Source organism: Hymenobacter piscis, assembly GCF_018760735.1.
Classification (GTDB): domain Bacteria; phylum Bacteroidota; class Bacteroidia; order Cytophagales; family Hymenobacteraceae; genus Hymenobacter; species Hymenobacter piscis.
In genome coordinates this window covers 1-19,678 of the sequence record NZ_JAHHZN010000020.1, presented here as the reverse complement: position 1 = coordinate 19,678, position 19,678 = coordinate 1, and the positions used below count along the sequence as shown (strand labels likewise).

Annotated in this window: 17 protein-coding genes; 10 read left to right on the top strand and 7 right to left on the bottom strand. The window is 65.8% G+C overall.

What is annotated here, in order from left to right:
• Window positions 1–18: 18 nt before the first annotated feature.
• On the bottom strand, window positions 19–930 hold the full coding sequence (locus tag KLP40_RS17090) for an NAD(P)/FAD-dependent oxidoreductase (RefSeq protein ID WP_215595040.1): 912 nt from the start codon (window positions 928–930) through the stop codon (window positions 19–21).
• A 446-nt stretch (window positions 931–1,376) separates the two neighbouring features.
• Between KLP40_RS17090 and KLP40_RS17085 the strand changes: the two genes are divergently transcribed.
• From KLP40_RS17085 to KLP40_RS17070, 4 genes are read left to right on the top strand one after another with little or no spacing between them, the layout of a single operon-like run.
• The gene (locus KLP40_RS17085; protein WP_215595039.1) at window positions 1,377–3,842 is read left to right on the top strand and encodes a TonB-dependent receptor; all 2,466 of its coding nucleotides are present in this window, start codon (window positions 1,377–1,379) and stop codon (window positions 3,840–3,842) included.
• 43 nt (window positions 3,843–3,885) lie between these two features.
• Window positions 3,886–5,334, top strand: coding sequence for a DUF3526 domain-containing protein (locus KLP40_RS17080; RefSeq protein ID WP_215595038.1), 1,449 nt, complete (start codon window positions 3,886–3,888; stop codon window positions 5,332–5,334).
• A 39-nt stretch (window positions 5,335–5,373) separates the two neighbouring features.
• Entirely contained in the window at window positions 5,374–6,726 is a 1,353-nt protein-coding gene (locus tag KLP40_RS17075) for a DUF3526 domain-containing protein (RefSeq protein WP_215595037.1), read from the top strand.
• Window positions 6,727–6,784: 58 nt separating this feature from the next.
• Window positions 6,785–7,501 carry an ABC transporter ATP-binding protein gene (locus KLP40_RS17070; RefSeq protein ID WP_215595036.1) on the top strand — a complete coding sequence of 239 codons (717 nt, stop codon included), beginning with the start codon at window positions 6,785–6,787 and terminating at the stop codon, window positions 7,499–7,501.
• A 132-nt stretch (window positions 7,502–7,633) separates the two neighbouring features.
• Here KLP40_RS17070 and KLP40_RS17065 read toward each other — a convergent pair whose 3' ends face one another.
• From KLP40_RS17065 to KLP40_RS17055, 3 genes are all read right to left on the bottom strand, one after another.
• Window positions 7,634–8,005 carry a lactonase family protein gene (locus KLP40_RS17065; RefSeq protein WP_215595035.1) on the bottom strand — a complete coding sequence of 124 codons (372 nt, stop codon included), beginning with the start codon at window positions 8,003–8,005 and terminating at the stop codon, window positions 7,634–7,636.
• Between the two features lie 63 nt (window positions 8,006–8,068).
• Window positions 8,069–8,833, bottom strand: a complete 765-nt coding sequence (locus tag KLP40_RS17060) for a hypothetical protein (protein ID WP_215595034.1) — start codon at window positions 8,831–8,833, stop codon at window positions 8,069–8,071.
• A gap of 290 nt (window positions 8,834–9,123) precedes the next feature.
• Window positions 9,124–9,552: a Fur family transcriptional regulator gene (locus tag KLP40_RS17055; RefSeq protein WP_215595033.1), complete on the bottom strand. Its 429-nt coding sequence runs from the start codon at window positions 9,550–9,552 to the stop codon at window positions 9,124–9,126.
• 410 nt (window positions 9,553–9,962) lie between these two features.
• Between KLP40_RS17055 and KLP40_RS17050 the strand changes: the two genes are divergently transcribed.
• From KLP40_RS17050 to KLP40_RS17030, 5 genes are all read left to right on the top strand, one after another.
• Window positions 9,963–10,313 (top strand): ArsR/SmtB family transcription factor, encoded by a 351-nt coding sequence (locus KLP40_RS17050; RefSeq protein WP_215595032.1) that lies wholly within the window; start codon window positions 9,963–9,965, stop codon window positions 10,311–10,313.
• A gap of 29 nt (window positions 10,314–10,342) precedes the next feature.
• On the top strand, window positions 10,343–10,810 hold the full coding sequence (locus KLP40_RS17045) for a DUF6428 family protein (RefSeq protein ID WP_215595031.1): 468 nt from the start codon (window positions 10,343–10,345) through the stop codon (window positions 10,808–10,810).
• A gap of 88 nt (window positions 10,811–10,898) precedes the next feature.
• The gene (locus tag KLP40_RS17040; RefSeq protein ID WP_215595096.1) at window positions 10,899–11,672 is read left to right on the top strand and encodes a metallophosphoesterase family protein; all 774 of its coding nucleotides are present in this window, start codon (window positions 10,899–10,901) and stop codon (window positions 11,670–11,672) included.
• An 89-nt stretch (window positions 11,673–11,761) separates the two neighbouring features.
• Window positions 11,762–12,952 (top strand): chromate efflux transporter, encoded by a 1,191-nt coding sequence (gene chrA, locus KLP40_RS17035; RefSeq protein ID WP_215595030.1) that lies wholly within the window; start codon window positions 11,762–11,764, stop codon window positions 12,950–12,952.
• A gap of 256 nt (window positions 12,953–13,208) precedes the next feature.
• Entirely contained in the window at window positions 13,209–15,089 is a 1,881-nt protein-coding gene (locus KLP40_RS17030; RefSeq protein ID WP_215595029.1) for an endo-1,4-beta-xylanase, read from the top strand.
• A 198-nt stretch (window positions 15,090–15,287) separates the two neighbouring features.
• Here KLP40_RS17030 and KLP40_RS17025 read toward each other — a convergent pair whose 3' ends face one another.
• The 3 genes from KLP40_RS17025 to KLP40_RS17015 form a co-directional block, all read right to left on the bottom strand.
• Window positions 15,288–16,400, bottom strand: a complete 1,113-nt coding sequence (locus KLP40_RS17025) for an IS4 family transposase (RefSeq protein ID WP_215595028.1) — start codon at window positions 16,398–16,400, stop codon at window positions 15,288–15,290.
• Window positions 16,401–16,539: 139 nt separating this feature from the next.
• On the bottom strand, window positions 16,540–17,346 hold the full coding sequence (locus KLP40_RS17020) for an IS5 family transposase (protein WP_215595027.1): 807 nt from the start codon (window positions 17,344–17,346) through the stop codon (window positions 16,540–16,542).
• A gap of 397 nt (window positions 17,347–17,743) precedes the next feature.
• Window positions 17,744–18,277, bottom strand: a complete 534-nt coding sequence (locus KLP40_RS17015; RefSeq protein ID WP_215595026.1) for a hypothetical protein — start codon at window positions 18,275–18,277, stop codon at window positions 17,744–17,746.
• A 162-nt stretch (window positions 18,278–18,439) separates the two neighbouring features.
• On the opposite strand from KLP40_RS17015, the gene KLP40_RS17010 reads away from it, so the two are divergent.
• Window positions 18,440–19,405 carry an alpha/beta fold hydrolase gene (locus KLP40_RS17010; RefSeq protein WP_246558966.1) on the top strand — a complete coding sequence of 322 codons (966 nt, stop codon included), beginning with the start codon at window positions 18,440–18,442 and terminating at the stop codon, window positions 19,403–19,405.
• The last annotated feature ends 273 nt before the right edge of the window (window positions 19,406–19,678 follow it).

Here is a 19,678-nt window from a genome sequence, read left to right as displayed (position 1 = left end):
GCAGAGGCCCGGGCCGCGTCAGCCAGCGGGGGCGTAGTCCTGAAAGATCAGCGTGCTGTTGAGCATGGCCGCCGCGCCCATGCCGGCCGCGGCCGCGGCCACCACCTGCTGGAACGGGCTGGTCAGGTCGCCGGCCGCGTACACGCCGGGCACGCTGGTCAGGCCCATGCCGTTGGTTTGCACGTAGATGCCGTCGTCGGTGAAGGCGCAGCCGAGCTGGGCAGCTAGGTCGGTGCGCTGCTGCTGCGGCACGCGGGCAAACACGGCCGCCACCGCGAGCCGGGACTCGTCGGCAAAGGCCACTGTCAGCTCACCGGTCGGCGCGGAATTAAGGGCCGTCACCGGCGTTTCCACCACCCGAATGCCCAACTGGCCGAGCGTGACGAGCTGGGCGGCGTCGAGTTCGGCGGGGCCGTCGGTGCAGAGTACCGGGCCGGGGGCCCAGTGATGCAGCAGCACGGCCAGGTGAAAACCCGCCGCGCCGCGCCCGTAGAGGACCAGCGGCTGGTCGCGGACTTCCCAGCCGTGGCAATAGGGGCAGTGGTACACGCCCCGGCCCCACAGCTCCCGGAAGCCCGGAATGGCGGGCAGCACGTCCAGTACGCCGGTGGCCAGCAGCAGCGTGCGGGCCGTTACCGCCGTGCCGTCGGTCAGCTCCAGGGCAAAGCCGCCCGGCACGGCGCGGGCCGTTTGGGCCAGGGTGGTCCGGATTTCCACCCCGTCGTAGGGCTGTAGCTGCTCGCGGCCCAAGCGCAGGAGCTCGGCGGGCGGGGTGCCGTCGCGGGTGAAGAAGTTGTGGGCGTGGGCGGCCGGGGCATTGCGGGGCGCGCCGCCGTCGAGCACCAGCACGCGGCGGCGCGAGCGGCCCAGGGTGAGGGCCGCGCTCAGGCCGGCGTTGCTGGCCCCTATGATAATGGTGTCGAAATTCACGGAGGAGATGATTGGTGAGCGATGAGATGAGGCGGATTGCCGGGGGCGGGCCGGAGGGCTTGTCACGCAGATGCGCCGGACCGTGAAAGTGGGAGCAGCAGCGGCCGTCGCCGGGCTGCCCGCCGCCGGCCCGCTGGCAGCATTCTATATGTAGCAACGTAGCAAAAAACAGCCGGCGGTGGCCGGTTAGCAGCCGTGTGGACCGTGCCGGCCCCGGCAGCGCCGGAAGCCTGCTTCCATTCTGAATGCGGGTAGCTTGAGGCTGGCAGCAGCGAGGGGCGAAGAGTCCTGCGGGAGCAACAGGACGGAAGTAAAAGTAAGAAGATATTTTTATTATGCAGCAACGTTGCATAATTTGCCGGCCGTTACGGCCCGGTCGGCCGCTGGTGGCCGGGCTCCTCTTCCGCCTCTCGCTGCGCGAGAACACACTCTCCCCCTTTTTGCCCATGCGTCTACTTGTTACCCTGTTGTTTTTTCTGAGCGCCCTTGGCCTGCGGGCGCAAGCCATCCGCGGCGAGGTGCGCGACGCGGCCACCGGCGGGCCGGTGGTGGGCGCCACGGTGCAGCTGCTGGGCACCAGCCAGGGCACCGCCACCGACACCGACGGCAAGTTTTCCCTGGCCGGGGAAAGCGGCACGCTGCAGGTGTCGTCGGTGGGCTACACGCCCATCACGGTGCGCAGCCGCGGGCAGTTTCTTACGGTGGACCTGGCGCCGGCCACGGCCAGCCTGCAAAGCGTGGAAGTGGTGGGCCGCGCCAGCCGCGACTACACCAGCGAGTACTCGTTTTCGGCTACGCGCACGGCCGTGCTCAACAAGGAGCTGCCCCAGGCCATCGGCACGGTAACCAAGGAGCTGATGGCCGACCGGCAGGCGTTTCAGCTGGCCGACGCGGTGAAGACCGTCAGCGGCGTGACGCCCTCCAGCTTCTACAACCAGTACGCCATCCGGGGCATCAGCCAGAACGAGGAAGGCCAGATTATCAACGGCCTGCGCACGCGCCAGTACTACTTTCTGCAGCCCCTGACGGCCAACATCGAGCGGGTGGAAGTGCTGAAAGGGCCCGCCAGCGCCACATTTTCGTCGGTGGACCCCGGCGGCAGCATCAATCTGGTAACCAAGAAGCCGCTGGCCGTGCGCCGGCGGGAGGTGGGGCTGGCCGTGGGCAGCTTCGGCACGCTGCGCGGCACGCTGGACTTCACCGGGCCGCTCAACGAGCAGAAAACCCTGCTCTACCGGGTGAACGGGGCCGTGCAGCAGGCGCGCAGCTTCCGCGACCTGGTGCGCAACAACGCCGTGCTGCTCTCGCCCTCGTTTTCCTACGTGCCCAACGAGCGTACGGCCCTCAACGCCGAGCTCATTTTCAACAACCAGGACGGCAACCTCGACCGGGGCCAGCCCATCTTCGGGGCGGTGGCCGGCCAGACCGACCTCAACAGCACGCCCATCGGCCTGAACCTGGCCGCGCCCAACGACTTTTTCACGTCCCGCGAGCTGCTCATCACCGGCAACCTGGCCCACAAGCTCACCGACTTCCTGAGCGTGAACGCCACGTACATGAAGCAGACCTGGACCGAGAACCTGCAGGAGCACCGCACCACCAACGCCTTTGCCGTGGACCTGAGCAACCAGCCCGTGCCGTCGTTGGCGGCCATGCAGTTTGTGCAGCGCCAGCAGTTCTGGAACGTGGACAACCTGAACGCCTACCTGAACCTGCGCCTGAGCACCGGGCCGGTGTCGCACGAGCTGCTGGCGGGTTACGACCTCTCGGACTGGGAGAAAACCCGGGGCGGCGGGCAGAACGCGGCCCGCGGCTTGCTGCTGACCAATGGCACCGTGGCGGGCTCGTTTGTGCCGGCCAACGCGGCCAGCTACCAGACCATCACGGCGGGTGGCACCACGCTGCCGCGCCCCAACGTGCCCTACTTCGACCTGAATACCCCCGCCTACACGATTCGCAACGGGCACGACTACGTGCTGAACGTGCGCACCGCGCTGCCGGCCGCCCTGACCACCACCCAGGCGTTCTACGCCCAGGAGCAGCTGCGCTGGAAAAAGCTGCTGGTGCTGCTGGGGCTGCGCCACGAGTCGTTTCGCGACATCACCAACTACGAGGCCCCGGGCGAACGGTCGTTCCGGCAAACCGCGCTGCTGCCCCGCGTGGGGCTGACCTACGCCGTGCTGCCCGTGCTCAACGTGTACGCCACTTACCTGAAAGGCTTCCAGGGGCAGTCGAACACGGTGTCGCTGATGCCCAACACCGGCGCGTTTTTCAACACGGCCACCTCGGCCAACCGGTTTGAGCCCCTGCGCAGCGACCTGAAGGAGGTGGGCGCCAAGGCCACGCTGGCCCAGGGCCGCCTGAGCGTGAACCTGGCCGCCTACGAAATCAACCAGCGCAACCTGCTGCTCAACGCCAACCTGCCCGCCTTCCCTGACTCGCTGGTAACGCGCGGGGCCGAGCGCAGCCGCGGCCTGGAAGTGGATGTGGCCGGCTACCTCACGCCCGAGTGGCAGCTCAACGCCGCCTACAGCTACATCGACGCCGTTATCGTGCGCGACAACGACGCCAGCCTGGCAGGCGCCCGCAAGCAGAACACGCCCGTCAACAGCGGCAACCTCTGGACCCGCTACAACTTCCGCCCCACCTCGCCCCTCGGCGACCTGGGCGTGGGCGTGGGCGTGCAGTACAGCGGCAGCAAGATTCCGTGGTTTACCCGCGCCTTCGAGGTACCGGCCTACACCCTGCTCGACGCGGCCCTGTACTACACCCCGGCCGGCAGCAGCGTGCAGGTGGCCCTGAACGTGAACAACCTCACCAACCGCACCTACTGGGTGGGGGCCCAGAACTACCTGCGCCTGTTTCCGGGCGCCCCCCGCAACGCCGTGCTCACGCTCACCTACCGCTTTTAGGAGGCTGGCGCCTTCTTTACTTTTCCTTCTTACGTTCCCGTTTATGCCTCTTTCCCCTTTCCGGCTGATTGCCCGCCACCAGTGGCACACGCTGCTGCGCGAGCGGGCCGTGTGGCTGCTGCTGGGGCTGGTGCTGCTGGTGGCTGCCTACGCTGCCGCCGCCGGCTGGACCACCTACCGCCAGCAGCAGGCCACGCAGGTGCACTACCAGCAACAGGCCCGGCGCGACTGGCTCAGCAACCCCGACAAGCACCCGCACCGCATGGCCCACTACGGCCACTTCGCGTTCCGACCCCGCGCCCCGCTCAGCTTGTTCGACGGCGGCATGGACCGGTTTCTGGGCAACGCCATCTTCCTGGAAGCCCACCGGCAGAACCCCGTCAACTTCTCGGAGGCGGGCTTTTCCACCGGGCTGCTGCGCTTCGGCGACCTGAGCCTGGCGTTGCTGCTGCAGGTGCTGCTGCCGCTGCTGCTGTTTTTTCTGGGGGCGGGCACCGTGGCCGCCGACCGCGAAAACGGCACGCTCCGGCTGCTGCTGACCCAGGGCGTGAGCTGGCCGCAGCTGCTGCTGGGCAAAGCCGCCGGGCTGCTGGCCGTGGGGCTGCTGCTGGGCGTGCCGCTGCTGGCGCTGACCGGCGGCCTGTGGCTGGCGGCGCAGGGCGGCGCGCCCTCCCTGGATGAAGTGCTGCGGTTTGGGCTGCTGACGCTGTTCTACGGGCTGTACCTGGCCTTGTGCTGCGGGGTGGCCGTGCTGGTTTCGGCCGCCAGCCGCACCGCCCGCACCGCGCTGGTGGGCCTTATTGGCGGGTGGCTGCTGCTCACGATGGTGCTGCCGCGCGCCGCCCAGGCTTTGGGCAGCTACGTGTACGCGCTGCCTTCCAAAACCGCGTTCCAGACCGCCATTCAGGCCGATATCAGCCGCCAGGGCGACAGCCACAACCCCGACGACCCGCACTACCAGGCCCTCCGGGATTCGGTGTTGCGCGCCCACGGCGTCGCCACCACCGACCAGCTGCCCTTCAACTACGGCGGCTACGTGATGGCCGAAGGCGAGAAAATCAGCGCCGGCATCTACACCCGGCACTACCGCCGCCTGCTCGACACCTTCCGCCAACAAAACCAGTTCGCCCGCTCCGTGGCCTTTCTCGACCCCTACCTGGCCCTGAAGAACCTGTCGATGGCGCTGGCCGGCACCGATTTTCTGGCCTACACCCGCTTTCAGCAGCAGGCCGAAGCCTACCGCTACGCCCTGGCCCAGCAGATGAACCAGCTCCAGATCGAGCACATCCCCAACCGGAAGCGCCCGCCCACCGAGAAAGACCACACTATTGACCGGGCCTACTGGCAGCGCGTGCCGGAGTTCCGCTACCAGGCCCCCACGGTGCAGCAGGTACTGCGCGCCGAGTGGGTGTCGGTGGCCGCCTTCGGGTTCTGGGGGCTGCTGCTGCTGGGTCTGGGCCGCCGCGCCGCCACCCGCCTGACGGCCCTGTAGCCGGGGCCGGCACTTACTTTCACCTCACTTTCCGCTAGGATGCTGATCTTATTGTTTCAGAGTTTTTTGCGCGCTACCGGCGTGCGGCTGGGTTTGGGCTTTCTGCTGGCCGCGGGGCTGATCAGCCTGCTGGTGGGCCGGCAGTTTCTTGACCGTCAGCAGCGCCACCGCCACGAGGTGGGCGCGGCCCAGCAGGCCGAGCTGCGGCAGCTGGCGCAGTTTCACGCCAAGGAAATGGGGCTGATGCTCTACTACGCCCAGTTTGGGCTGGTGAACGAGACTCCCCCACTGGCGGGCCTCAGCATCGGGCAGCGCGACGTGAACCCCGCGGTGCAGCGCGTGACCATCCGGGGCCTGGAGGCCCAGAAGTACGACGCCGACCTCCACAACCCCACCAACCTGCTGCTGGGCAACCTCGACTTCAGCTTCGTGCTGGTGTACCTGTTCCCGCTGCTCATCATTGCCTTCACCTACAGCGCCGTGTCGGAGGAGCGCGAAAACGGCACCTGGCGCCTGGTGGCCGTGCAGAGCCGCTACCTGCCGGGCTTTCTAACCCAGCTGTTTGCCGTGCGGCTGGCCGTGGTGCTGGCCGTGCTGGCCGCGCTGCTGCTGCTGGCCGTGCCGGTGCTGGGCCTGCCGCTGGATGCCTCGCTTGGGCTGTTTGCGGGCACGGCCGTGGGCTACGTGCTGGTGTGGTTTGGCATCTGCTTCTGGGTGGCTTCGCTAGGCAAGGCCTCCGGCACCAACGCCATGCTGCTCGTGACGGCCTGGCTGGGGCTGCTGCTGGTGGTGCCGGCCGCCGTCAACCAGTACCTGCTCGTGCGCTACCCGCTGCCCGAGGCCCTGGCCACCACCGTGCGCCAGCGAAAGGGCTACCACGAGAAATGGGACCTGCCCCAGGCGCCCACCGTGGCCCGGTTTTTCGCCCACTACCCGCAGTTCCGGCACTTCCCGCTGCCGGCCACCAGCTTCAACTGGCTCTGGTACTACGCCATGCAGCAGATGGGCGACGACGAGTCGGCCCCGCAGGCGGGCGAGCTGCGCCGCAAGCTCTACCAGCGCGAGGCTGCCAGCCGCCAGCTGGCGCTGCTGCTGCCCTCGCTGCACGCCCAGCTGGGCCTCAACGATCTGGCCCGCTCGGGCCTGGGCAACCAGGTGCGCTTCCTCGACGAAACTTCCCGCTTCCATGAGCAGCTGCGCCTGTATTTCTACCCCCGCATCTTCGGCGAGCAGCCCGTGGCCGCCGAGCCCTGGGACCGGCACCGCGTGCAGGTATTTACTGACCGCGCCCCGCTGCGCCCGGCCGGCCTGCTGCTGCCCCCGCTGCTGCTGGCGCTGCTGCTGGCCGGTCTGGGCTGGCGCAACTTCCGCCGCCACCTCTACCAGCTCTAGCCGCCCGTTTCCTCTTCCCCGAAGCCGCCCCGGCGGCCCTACTTTCCCTGCTTTCCGCATGCTGCAAGCCCTGAACCTGACCAAGCGCTACCCCGCCGGCGCGGCCGGCGCCGCCGACCGCCCGGCCCTGAACAACCTGAACCTGACCATCGCGCCGGGCGAAATCTTTTGTCTGCTGGGCCAGAACGGGGCCGGCAAAACCACCACCATCAACCTGTTTCTGGGGTTTCTGCAGCCCACGGCCGGCCAGGCCCTGGTGGGCGGGCTGAGCGTGGCCGAGCACCCGCTCGAAACCCGGCGGCTGCTGGCCTACCTGCCCGAAACGGTGATGCTCTACCCCAACCTCACGGGCCTGGAAAACCTCGATTTCTTCGCTTCCCTGGCCGGCTTTCGCTACTCCGCTGCCGAGCGCCGCGACCTGCTGCTGCGCGCCGGGCTGCCCGCCGAGGCCCACGCCCGACGGGTGGGCACCTACTCCAAGGGCATGCGCCAGAAAGTGGGCATTGCCATTGCCCTGGCCAAGCAGGCCCGGGCCCTGCTGCTCGACGAGCCCACCTCCGGCCTCGACCCCAAAGCCAGCAACGAGTTTTCCGAGCTGCTGCTGGCCCTGGGCCAGGCCGGCACGGCCATCCTGATGGCCACCCACGACATTTTCCGGGCCAAGGAAGTGGGCACCCGTATCGGTATCATGCGCGAAGGCCAGCTGGTGGAAACCCTGCCCACCCACAGCCTCACGGCCAGCGAGCTGGAAACCATCTACCTGCAAACCGTGTAGCCCGGGCCGGCGGCCCGGCGGCCGTTGTCGTGCGGAGCTGCCGGCCGCCAGCAGAAAAGCCCCCTCGTTCCAACCGGCGGAATAAGGGGGCTTTGCTGCTGGAGGCGGCGGCTTGGTCAGGCCGCCGGGGGCCTAGTGGCCGTCTTCGCTATCGGCATCGGCCCCAACGAAGGCCAGGCGCAGCGGCTCGCCGGCCACGCTGAAGGTCTGCTTGTCGGCCAGGTCCTGCTTACGCAGCATGTGCACCTTGCCCTGGGGCGCGTTCGACACATACACGTAGCGGCGGCTGGCAGCCAGGTACGGGGTGGCCGCTTTGGCATCGAGCACGCCGCTGAGCGAGCGGCTGGCCCGGAGCGCGCCGGTGGCCGCGTCGTAGAGGCTCAGGGTGCCCTCCTCGTCCAGCACCAGCAGGGTTTCGCCTTCCTCGTCCAGGGCCACGCGCATCAGCTTGATAGTAGTGCCCACCTGCGTCATGGTATTGCTCACCGGGTCGATGCGGAACACGCCGTAGTTGTTGCGCGAGCCCAGGAAAGTGCGGGCCTTTTTGGCGTAGTAAATGGTCGAGAGCTAGTTGGAGCCCGCCCCGGCCGGGTACGGAATCAGCCGCTGCTCGCCGGTCTGCCGGATAACCAGCACCCCGCTGGCCGAGCCAAACAGGGCCTGCTGCCCGTCGCCGGCCTCGCCGTGAATGCCCTGGGTGCTCACTGTGGGGGCGGCCACTACCGCGCCCTGGGCATTTACCAGCTTCACCTGCTCGGGCAGGGCGCCGGCCACCGTGTTGTTTTTATGCGTCACGGCGTAGGTGCCGTTGTCGAAGCGGGCCAGCGCCCCGTGGTGGGCGGGGCCGGTGGCAAAGTTGGCCGGCGCGGGCTGGGTGTGCAGTTCGCCCTCGGCCACGTAGCTGATGGAGGCGTCGCCGTCGTTGAAGATGCTGATCTGGTTGTGTGAGCTGTAGACGTGGGTGGGCTTGACGGCGGCCGACCGGGTCAGCCCCCACTTCGGGGTCCCCTTCACGTGCACGTGGTCGTCGTGGCGCTCAATGCCCGTGTCGAAGAATTCCACCAGGTTGTTGTTGGTATTGACCAGCGTCGCCCAGCGGCCCGTCGAGGAGGTGTAGACGGCGCTGCCCCCGAACGAGGACGTGAAGGCGGTCTGCTCGTTTTTGGCCGGATTGAGCAGGGTCACGGCCGTGCTGGTTTTGTCAGTAACGAGCACCCGGGCAAAGGCACTCTCGGTTTCCGGCTTGGCGGGCTCATCGTCCGATTTGTCGCAGGAGGTAAACGCGCCGGCCGCCGCAACGGCCAGCAAAGGGTAGAGCAGTTTGTGCTTCATAGCGCAGCAGCTGTAAAAGATGAATGATGCTGCAAAGCTAGTAAACGAAGCATTGTTGCAAAAAGATTATCGACCAAATAATGGTAATAGAATTGAAATCAGGGCTGTAAAAGGCTTACATGCAGGCCTGGCAGAATAAGTAATAATGAAGCAATGTTTCAATAATAGATGCCGGCGTCAAAGCATCTGGCCGGCAGCGGGCCGGCCAGAATCGGGAGCATCTCACACGTACTGACAGGCTTACCGCCGTCCTGGCCCCGCGTGGCACCTGCTGCCGGCGGCCGGGCAGTTCAGGACGGCTGGCACTCGCGGCAGACGCCGGACAGCAGATAGTCGCGGGTCCGGGCCTCGAATTTGGCCGGCAGCGTCACGGCCGGAATGGCCACCTGGTTGAGGCAGAAGATGTGCTGGCAGGCCGTGCACTTGAAGTGCACGTGGTTGTCGAAGTGGGCCTGGGCGCTGCACTCAATGGAGCAGGCCGCGAACCGGATGGTGTCGGAGGCGTCAATCACGCGGTGAATCAGGCCGCTTTCTTCGAACGACTTCAGCGTCCGGTAAAGCGTGATGCGGTCCGTATCGGGGGGCAGCAGCTGCTCAATCTCCCCCCCCGACAGCGCGTAGGTGGCCTCCGAGAGAACCTGCAGTACTGCTCTGCGCACGGGCGTCTGGCGAAGGCCGTGTTTGCTTAAAGTCTGGGCAAGGCGGTCGGGGGCGGGCATAAGCGGAAACTAAGTCGTAGAAGGAAGCGCGGGCCGCAGAGCAGCCGCAATGAAACCGGGGCAAAAGTAACAAAGTTGCAAGTGTCAGCAGCCGGCGGGCTGCCCGTAACCGGCGCGCCGGCCACATGGCGCCTCCCCGCCGCCTGTGCCGCCGGCACTGGTCCCGCACGACACGCCCGCGTATCAGGCTGCCCGCCCCGCCCCGCGCCGGCCTTGCGGTACCGTAACCATTCGCCGCCCCGCGGCGTGCCCGGCGTTGCCGCGGCCATTAGCACGTGCCCGGAGGCGCCCCGGGAGGCGCTGCCGCAAATTACACTATGTCGTAAACATACGGCGTATTGTGTCGTATATTTACGACGCGGTGGGCGCCCAAACCGGCCGCCGCCCCCACCTTCTGATCCTACCGGCCCATGACTTACGCTAAAACCGCGGCCTTTACCCAGCCGCAGCAGCAACTGGCCCGGGTGGCCAGGGCCCTGGCCCACCCGGCCCGGGTGGCCATCATCCAGCTGCTGGCCAGCAAGCACACCTGCATCAGCGGCGACATTGCCGCCGAGCTGCCGCTCTCGCGCACCACCGTTTCCCAGCACCTGCAGGAGCTCAAGGCCCTGGACCTGATCCGCGGCGAAATCGACGGGCTCACCGTCTGCTACTGCCTCAACACGGAGCTGCTGCAGCAGGTCCACCAGCAGTTCACGGCCTTTTTCATCGAGGCCACGAGCGGCGCGGTTTGCGGCCCGGACGATGCCTGCGCGTGCTAATACCATTTTCCACTCCACTCTTACCGACCATGAAAATCTCCGAAATCAAGCAAGCCCTGACCGAAGTGGAAGCCGTCAGTTTCCGCCTGCCCACGGGCGAGTACCTGCCCGCCCACTTCCACGTGACGGAAGTCGGGCTGGTGAGCAAGCACTTCATCGACTGCGGCGGGGTGGAGCGCCGGGAAACGGTGGCCAACTTTCAGTTGTGGGAAGCCGGCGACTATGACCACCGCCTGGCCCCCGCCAAGTTTCTGCACATCCTGAATTTGTCGGAGCGCATTCTGGGCCCGGAGGACCTCGACATCGAAGTGGAGTACCAGCAGGCCACCATCGGCAAGTTCGGCCTGAGCCGCGAGGGCAACGACTTCGTGCTCACGCCCAAGCAAACCGCTTGCCTGGCTCAGGATGCCTGCGGCATTCCCGACGCCCGGCAGCTGGCCCTGCCCCAGCTGCAAATGGCCGGTGCAGCCTGCACGCCTGGCGGCGGGTGCTGCTAAACGTGCGCCCAACGGCGCGGCCCTTCCCGGGGTCGCGCCGTTTTGCTTTTTCCTTCTCCCCTTCCTTTCCTTGCGTTCTTCCCGCTCCATGACGATTGCCTTTTTCTCCGATGTGCACGGCAACCTGCCGGCCCTGGAAGCGGTGCTGGCCGATATGGACCGGCGCCAGCCCGACCTGATTTTCTGCCTGGGCGACCTGGTGGGCTACGCGCCCTGGCCCAACGAAGTGGTGCGCGAAGTGCGCCGCCGCGGCATCCCCACGCTGGCCGGCAACTACGACCAGGGCATCGGGCTGGCCAGCAGCAACTGCGGCTGTGCCTACGAGACGGACACCGAAAAGGACCTGGGCGCCCAGAGCATTGCCTACACCAACCAGGCAGTGGGCGATGAGGAGCGGCGCTACCTGCGCCTGCTGCCCAAGCACCTGCGCCTGGAGTTTCAGGAGGAGCCCTGCACGCTGAGTTTGCTGATGGTGCACGGCTCGCCGCGCAAAATCAACGAGTACCTGTTTGAGGACCGGCCCGAGGCCAGCTTCCGGCGGGTGCTGGAGGAGGCCGGGGCCGACATCCTGCTCTTCGGCCACACCCACAAGCCCTACCACCGCACTTTTGCCTACGAGCACGAGGGCGAAACCCGCTACCGCCACGCGCTCAACATCGGCTCGGTAGGTAAGCCCAAGGACGGCGACCCACGCGCTGCTTACCAGTTGCTGCACCTGGACGAGGACACCACGCTCACCGACCCCAGCAGCGTGCGTTCGGAGCTAGTGCGCGTGGCCTACGACGTGGAGCAAGCGGCCCGGGCCGTGGAGGCCTCGCCCCTGCCCAACGAGTACGCTGACATGCTCCGCCGGGCCTACTAACCGGCCCGCGCCCCCCTTTGCCCTGCTCACCTCCCCTTGTTTCCCGAACCCCGGCCGGCCCGGGGACACGGCACGCCCATCCAGCCCCTATGTCCGCCCCTTCCTCTACTTCCTTGGCTGAGCTGGCCTGGCTGTTTCTGCGCCTGGGTACCACGGCCTTTGGCGGGCCGGCCGCCCACGTGGCCCTGATGGAAGAGGAAGTAGTGCGCCGCCGGGGCTGGCTCAGTGAGCAGCAGTTTCTGGATTTGCTCAGCGCGGCCAACCTCATTCCGGGTCCCAATTCCACCGAGCTGGCCATCCACATCGGCTACGAGCGGCGCGGGTGGCGGGGGCTGCTGGTGGCGGGCACCTGCTTTATTCTGCCGGCCATGCTCCTGGTGCTGGGCTTTGCCTGGGCCTACGTACGCTTTGGCACGCTGCCCGCCCTCGCGGGCGTGCTCTACGGCGTGAAGCCCGTGATAGTGGCCGTGGTAGCGCAGGCACTCTGGAACCTGGGCAAATCGGCGCTGAAAACCGGGCCGTTGCGGCTGGTGGCCGGGGCAGCCCTGCTGCTGGGGCTGCTGGGCGCCAACGAGCTGGTGCTGCTGCTCGGGGCGGGCCTCGTGATGGGCGCGCTGCGCTGGCCCACGCTGCCGCGCAAAACCGTACCGCCGGCCCTGCTTCAACTCATCGGGGCCGTGGCGGTGCTGGCTCTGCTGCCCACCCTGCTCGGGTGGGGGCCAGGCGCCGCTTCGGCCGCCGGAGCTGCTGGCGCGCCCGGGCTATGGCCGCTGGGGCTGGCCTTCGTTAAAATCGGCTCCGTGCTCTACGGCAGCGGGTACGTCCTGCTGGCCTTCCTCGACGCCGACCTGGTGCAGCGCCTTCACTGGCTTACCCAGGGCCAGCTGCTCGACGCCGTGGTGGTAGGCCAGGTGACGCCGGGGCCGGTGTTCACGACGGCCACCTTCGTGGGCTACCTGCTGCAGGGCTGGCGCGGGGCGCTGGTGGCCACGGCCGGTATTTTCCTGCCGGCTTTCATTTTTGTGGGGCTGAGCGGCCGGCTGGTGGGGCAGCTGCGCCGGTCGGCCCTGGCCGGGGCTTTCCTCAACGGGCTGAACGCGGCCTCCTGGGCCCTGATGGCGGCCGTGGCGCTGACGCTGGCCCGCACGGCCCTGGTCGATGTTCCGGCGGTGCTGCTGGCCGGCCTCAGCGCCGGGCTGCTGCTGCGCTACAAGGTGAACTCCGCCTGGCTGGTGCTGGGCGGCGCGGCCCTGGGCTACGGTCTGCACCAGGGGCTGTAAACGAAGCCTGTTGGCGGGGCCCTGCCCCGGCCGCCTAGCGCGCCCGCGCAGGGCCCCGCCAACAGGATTTTGGCCTCCGGCCTACCACAACCGATGCCGATGAACTACCGGAATCGGTTGCGGAGATTTTCGTATAAGCAGAAGCGTGTCAGTATTTTACCAGTAGCAGGATTGGAATAAATTCCAGCTCCGGAGGGGGTGTATCCGCCCCCGCGGCCAGCTGCTCCTTTTTCTTTCCCACCCTTTCCATCCTGCTATGCTGACACGTAGACTTTCCGTATTGCTGTTGCCCGGCTGCCTGCTGGCGGCCGAGCTCCGGGCCCAGAACGCGCCCGTTGTACAACCCGCCGAAACCGGCACGCCCGGCACCGACTGGACCAGCCCCACCCAGGCCGGCGTGCAGTACGTGACGGTGGTACCCACGGCCACTATCAACTCCCAGAACCCGGGCACGGCGGCCCGCATCATCACGTACTCCGTGACATTTCCGGGGCCCGGCAGCTACGATCTGTACGCCCGCGTGCGCGTGGGAAGTGCCGGCGCCAACGACGACAGCTTTTTCTATGGCAACGGGTTCGGCAGTAAGCAGCCCGCCGATGATGCCGACTGGATTACCGTCAACCAGCTCAACGGCGTGGGCTACACCGGGCCCACGGAGGTAGTGGCCGGGGCCGGCGGCGGCCAGCAGCAGGTGTGGAAGTGGCTCAATCTGTCGGCCTTTAACGGGGGCGAGGCCCCGGTCAGCTTCACGGTAGCGGCCGGCAACCTGACCCAGACCTTCCAGATCGGGGCCCGGGAAGACGGCCTCGACCTCGATCAGTTCGTGTTCGGGGAAACCGGCCGCTACTTCACGGTGGCCAACCTGGATGCCGGTGTGCAGGGCTCCCCTACCCCGCCCGTGGTGTTTACGCCCACCGGGCCGCCCCTGGCCGCGGGCAAAACCAAGTACCTGGGAGGCGTGTACAGCAATCCGCAAAAGCCGTTTTTCAACCACTATTTCAACCAGGTGACGCCCGAAAACGCGGGCAAGTGGGGCAGCGTGGAGGCCGTTCGCGACGTAATGAACTGGGCCGAGCTGGACTCGGCCTATGCCCTGGCCGAGCGCAACGGCTACCCCTTCAAGCTGCACACCCTGATCTGGGGGGCCCAGCAGCCGCTCTGGATTGAAGACCTGCCGGCCGCCGAGCAGCTGCAGGAAATCAACGAGTGGTTTGCGGCCGTAGCCCAGCGCTACCCCAACATCGCGCAGCTTGAGGTAGTGAACGAGCCCACCAACGATTTGCCCCTCAACGGCTCCACCGGCAACAACGGCCCCAACACCCCCGGCAGCGGGGCCGGCAACTACTACAACGCCCTGGGCGGGGCCGGGGCCACCGGCTGGGATTGGGTGATTACCTCGTTTGAGCTGGCCCGGCAGTATTTTCCCACTACCCAGCTGCTGCTCAACGATTACGGCGTGGCCAGCTCCCCGGCCAGCGCCCAGCGCTACCTGGGCATTGTGAACCTGCTGGCCGCGCGCAACCTGATCGATGGCGTGGGCATTCAGGGGCACGCTTTTGAAACCCGCAACGTGCCGGCTGCCGACTTTGCCGCCAACCTCACGCTGCTGGCCTCGGCCGGCAAGCCGCTCTACATCACGGAACTGGACATCGACGGGGTGAACAGTGCCACGCCCCCCCAACTCGACGATGCCGTTCAGCTGGCCGAGTACCAGCGTATCTTCCCCACGCTCTGGGAGCATCCGGCCGTGCGCGGCATCACGCTCTGGGGGTACCGGCCCGGGCACTGGCGCACGGCCCAGGGCGCCTACCTGGCCAACGGCGACAACACGGAACGCGCCGCACTGGTGTGGCTGAGAGACTACGTGCGCTCTACCGTGCTCGGCACCCGTGCCACCCAGCCGAATGCCGCCCTTACGCTGGCGCCCAATCCGGCCCGAAACGGCCGCTTCCGGGTGCTCGGCGGCGCGCACATCCAGGCCATCCGGGTATTCGACCTCAATGGGCGCCTGGTACAGGAAATCCCGGGTGCCGGCCGTGCGGAAGCCGAGGTAGTTCTGAACGTGACGCCCGGCCTGTACCTGGTGCAGGTGCTCGAAGCCCGCAGCCTCACCTCCCGCAAACTGGTGGTGGAGTAGCGCCGAGCGTAACGAAAGCAAGCCGCTACGCGCCGAGTTGCGCTGCGTGGATATGGAGCGCGATACGTTAAAAAAGTCGTGACCATCTTTGCGCAACCGCCCTCCGTGATGAGCTGCTGCCAACTTATTCAGGCGTGCACCGAGCCCTGGCCCGTGCGGCTGATCGGCCGCCCGTTGGCGGTTAGTACCACCGGTACTCTACCCTACTATTTTAGTTGTTTGATAGTGAGTGATTTTCCAGCTAATCCAGCGCATTAGGGCCTCCACCATGCGGGCCATGGGTTCGTGCGGGCTCGTGGCGGGGCGGGTGAGTTGGCGTAAGATGTTAAGGCCGTGGCGGCTCAAGCTGGTGGCCCGGTAGCCGTGGTTCTTACGGGCAATCGGGGCGCGTTTGGCGTGGGCCACCGTGCCCACACTCAGGCACAAGGCGTAGGCTAAACTAACCAGGGCGACAAGCTTGCGCAACTTGTGGCGACAACGCAAATGACTGGCCTCCAGGTTAAAGCCGCGGCCTTTCAGGTTTTGGAAGCATTGCTCAATCGTCCACCGTTTGGCGTAAAGCTGGTCCATGTAGGGCCGGCCCACGGTGCCAAACAAGAACAGAAACTCGCCCTCGGCCAAGGCCTTGACCCAGACCTGTCCCCACACGCCGTCGGCTTGTACGTGGGCGAAGCGGCGCACCTGTCCAACGGCCAGGCCCAGGTCGGTTACGGCCGCCCGCCGCCCGTTGGCATAGGTGAGCTGATGGTGTTTGGGCAGGCGCATGACAAAATTCAATCCGTTGTCCTGGAGCCACTTTAGCCACACGTGCCCTACAAACTCCCGGTCGCCCAGCACGAGCCCAATGCGGTGCTTACCCAGCACCTGTACACAGGTTTGCAGCAGGGCAATGCGGTCAGCTGCACTGGAATTGCCGCTGCGGTTGTCGAGCAACTCCCAATACAAGGGCAGTTGAAACGCGCCCTGGCCGACGGTGATGAGCAGGATATTAACCTGGCACTGGCCAAAGTCCCACTCCGTGCGGTCCAGGCACAGGCGCAGCTTGCCCGTAGCGGGCAACAGGGTCAGCAGCAAGTGCGCTAACAGGCCGTAATCGAGCGTCACCTCGCGGAAGAAATCCTGAATGCGGGTTTCGTTGGAGGCCACTTTAACGTGGTCATTGAGGTGCTGGGCGACTTCGCCAAACTGCACGTTGCGGCTCTTAATGAGCCCGATAACGAACTGGGCAATAAACTTTTGGCGAGACAAGTGGCGCACAATCGGCACCTGTTGCAAAAGGGTCGTAAGTTTGGCCTTGAGGCGTTGCTTCACGGGGAGGAACGGGCTGAGAAGTGTAGGAACTCCAAAGGTCGGGCCTCCCCGTTTTAGCCCTCAAAGTTTAGTAGGGTAGAGTATACCACCGGTTATTAGAGCGCGTTTGGGAATTAGGTTATTGGGTAAACGGAGCCTGTTATGGACTGGTGGCTCGAAAAACGCCTTTTGCCAGCAGTAGCGTACCAAAGGCCAGGAAGTGAAATTGGTGCATGGTCAGAGCCAGGCGTTCGTAGTCGCGGGCCAGGCGTCGGAAACGAGCGGCCCAGCCGAAGCGGCGCTCGACGACCCCGCGGCGGGGCAGCAGCACAAAGCCGGTTTGGCCTTCGGGTTTGGCAATGACCTGTAAGTCAATGTTGTGCACGGCCGCGGCGTACGTGGCGTCTTCGCCCGTGTAGCCCTTATCGACGTAGGCCACCTGCACTTTCTGGCCCGTAACCTGCTGCACCTGCTCACAGAGCGCGTCGACCTGTCCGCGGTCCGGCTCGTTGGCCGGCGTCACGACAGCGGCCAGCAGGTGAGCCAGCGTGTCGACGGCTATGTGCACCTTGCTGCCCTTGCGCCGTTTGGCCCCGTCGTAGCCGGCGCGGGCCCCGCTTTCAGGCGTGCTTTGCACGGTACGCGAGTCCAGAATGACCGCCGTGGGCTCGGCCTCGCGTCCAGCCAGCAGCCGGGCGAGCTCGCGCAAATCGGCCATTATGTGCTCGAAACACCGATTATCGCGCCAGCGCGCCCATTGCTGGTGGACGGCGGGCCAGGGCAGCAGGTCGTGGGGGAGGTAGCGCCAGCCGCAGCCAGTTTTGACCAGGTAGCGCAAGGCGTTGAACACGCTCCGGAGCGCGTGCTGCCGTTGCGACGCGTCTTCCCGCACCAGGGCCAGATAGGGCGCCACAAATGTCCATTCGTCATCCGTCACGTCGCTGGGGTAACCGATTCGCTGTGCCATACCCCCAAATTACGCCACCAATGCATAACAGGCTCTAGCTGCACGAGCGAAAGGTCGCTAGCAGGAGAATATCAACTACTAGTTCAGCTGGACCACGATATCGAAACCTTGTCGTTGCAAGAAGACCGAACGTATCGGTATTATTACCGACGTGGCGGTAGAACGTTTCGCAATGAGGGCACGTGGCACATGGAGCGCAAAAGCGGCTACGTTTACGCGGTATTCGAAAACTGGCGCATGCGGCGGGAGGACTGCCTCAGCCGCGAGCAGGAGTCCGCGATTGCCTCGTTTAATGTAGATGGTGACATGCTATGGTTAATCAAGGATTTACCCGAGTGTGCCTATAAGAAAGTTAATTGACCGTTTAAGTAAACGATAACGGAATTTTTCTCGACTGCTATTCTGGTTCGGCATCGAGCGCGAGCCGGTCAGGTACCTGCAACGCATGAGCCTGCTGCACATACTCGGGGTAAGTAAGCGGGCCGTATACCCTTCGGGCGCGGTGAGCGATGATCCAATAGTTCGTTTTGTGGACGAAAAGGGATTGGTAGTACGGGTCGTGGGTGAGCAGGCTATCGGCGACCCGCTCGCTGTCGCGTATGTCTGCGTCCAAGTTGGCCGAGTACTCCCGAAGCTGATGTCGCAGGTCGGACCCGAGTCCGGAGCGGTATTCGTCGTACACGGGGCGTTGGGCGGCCACGATGAAGTCCTTATTGAAGCTGTAACGCACCACTTTGCCGTGGATGGACGGCATGCCCTCCCAGCCCGACAAAAGCTCCTTCCTGTCCAGCCCTTCGTTGCGGTAGTGGTACCCGCCGCTGAGCTCCTCGGCCTCGTCGCTCATGTTGCAGCCCCCCAGCAGGACGGCGGCGCCCAGGGCCGTGGCTAGGCGCGCAAACGAAAGGGGACGGAACAGGGCAGTGGCGTGCACGGCAGGAAGAGTAAAACAACAGAGGACGCACACTCGGCGCCCTTACTCTAGTGGGTGCCTTGACCAAATCAAAAATAGGCTCGTTTTTCTTAAACAGGAGGCGGAACCAACGTGTCGGACCAACGAAGTGAGCCGTTTCTTACGGCTCTACGTTTAGAGGCTATGCTTTCTCCTTCTCCAATTATGGACCTGCACTTCGTTCGCCGCGGCACCGGCCGCCCCCTGTTACTGGTTCACGGTCTCGGCGGCAGTTGGCGGTCCTGGAACGCCATCCTCGACACGCTGGCGACCGAGCGCGACGTTATTGCCGTGGACTTGCCCGGCCACGGGCAGACCCTGGCACTGTCCGGCATTCATTCCATCGGTACTCTGGCCGATGCAGTGACCGACTTTCTGACCCGGCACGACCTGCTTGGCATCGACGCCGTGGGCAGTTCCATGGGTGCGCGGCTGGTGCTGGAGCTGGCCCGGCGCGGCGGCGTGCTCGGCGCGGTGGTATCATTGGATCCTGGTGGGTTCTGGCAGGGCTGGCAGATTCCGGTTTTCTACCATTCAGTGTCCTTGTCCGGGAAGCTGGTCAAGGCCCTGCAGCCGGTGATGCCCGCGCTGGCCGGCTCGGCCGTGGGGCGCACCGTGCTGCTGCCGCAGTTTTCGGCCCGGCCCTGGGCCGTGGATGCGCAGTTGGCCCGCGACGAGATGTACAGCTTCGCCCACTCGCCTGCTTTCGACGAGTTGCTTGACCAGTTGGCCCACGGTGAAGTGCAGCGGCCCGCGCCCAAGGGTAGCATTGCCGAGCCTCTGGTCATTGGCTGGGGCCGGCAGGACCGGGTGTGCCTGCCCAGCCAGTCGCGCCTGGCGCTGGAGAAGTTTCCGGATGCGCGCCTGTATTGGTTCGAGCACTGCGGCCACTTTCCGCAGTGGGACCAACCGGCCGAAGCGGCGCGCCTGATTCTGGCCGTCACCGGCGGGGAACTCCTCCCCGAGGAGTTCATGGTCCAGGCGAATCCTGCGAAGGCAACGCCTAAATTGCCCCACGCGGCCCTGGTGGGAGCCGCGCTGGCGCTACTGGCTGGCGGGCTTTGGCGGTGGTCGGCGCAGCGAAAACTGCAGCGGCCGCTTGGTGCGTAACCGGGAGTCCGCAAGTTGGCGGCTCCCACCAGCCCACAAGCTTGTCCCGGTCCTGCGAACGCTCCGCCTAGCGACCGGTAAGCGATTCATGGTCCGGAGTGTGCCCTGTGAAACTCCTCGTTTACCTTCGGACCGTTATTGTGAACTAGGGTCATTGCATCAAACGCACAGTTAGCTCGCTACGGTTTCTGGCTGTGGGTCGAGTTGGCTCAGCACCTGCCACAGGAACTGGTCGTCGCGGGCGGCCTTTTTGCGTTTTCGACGCAGACTCAT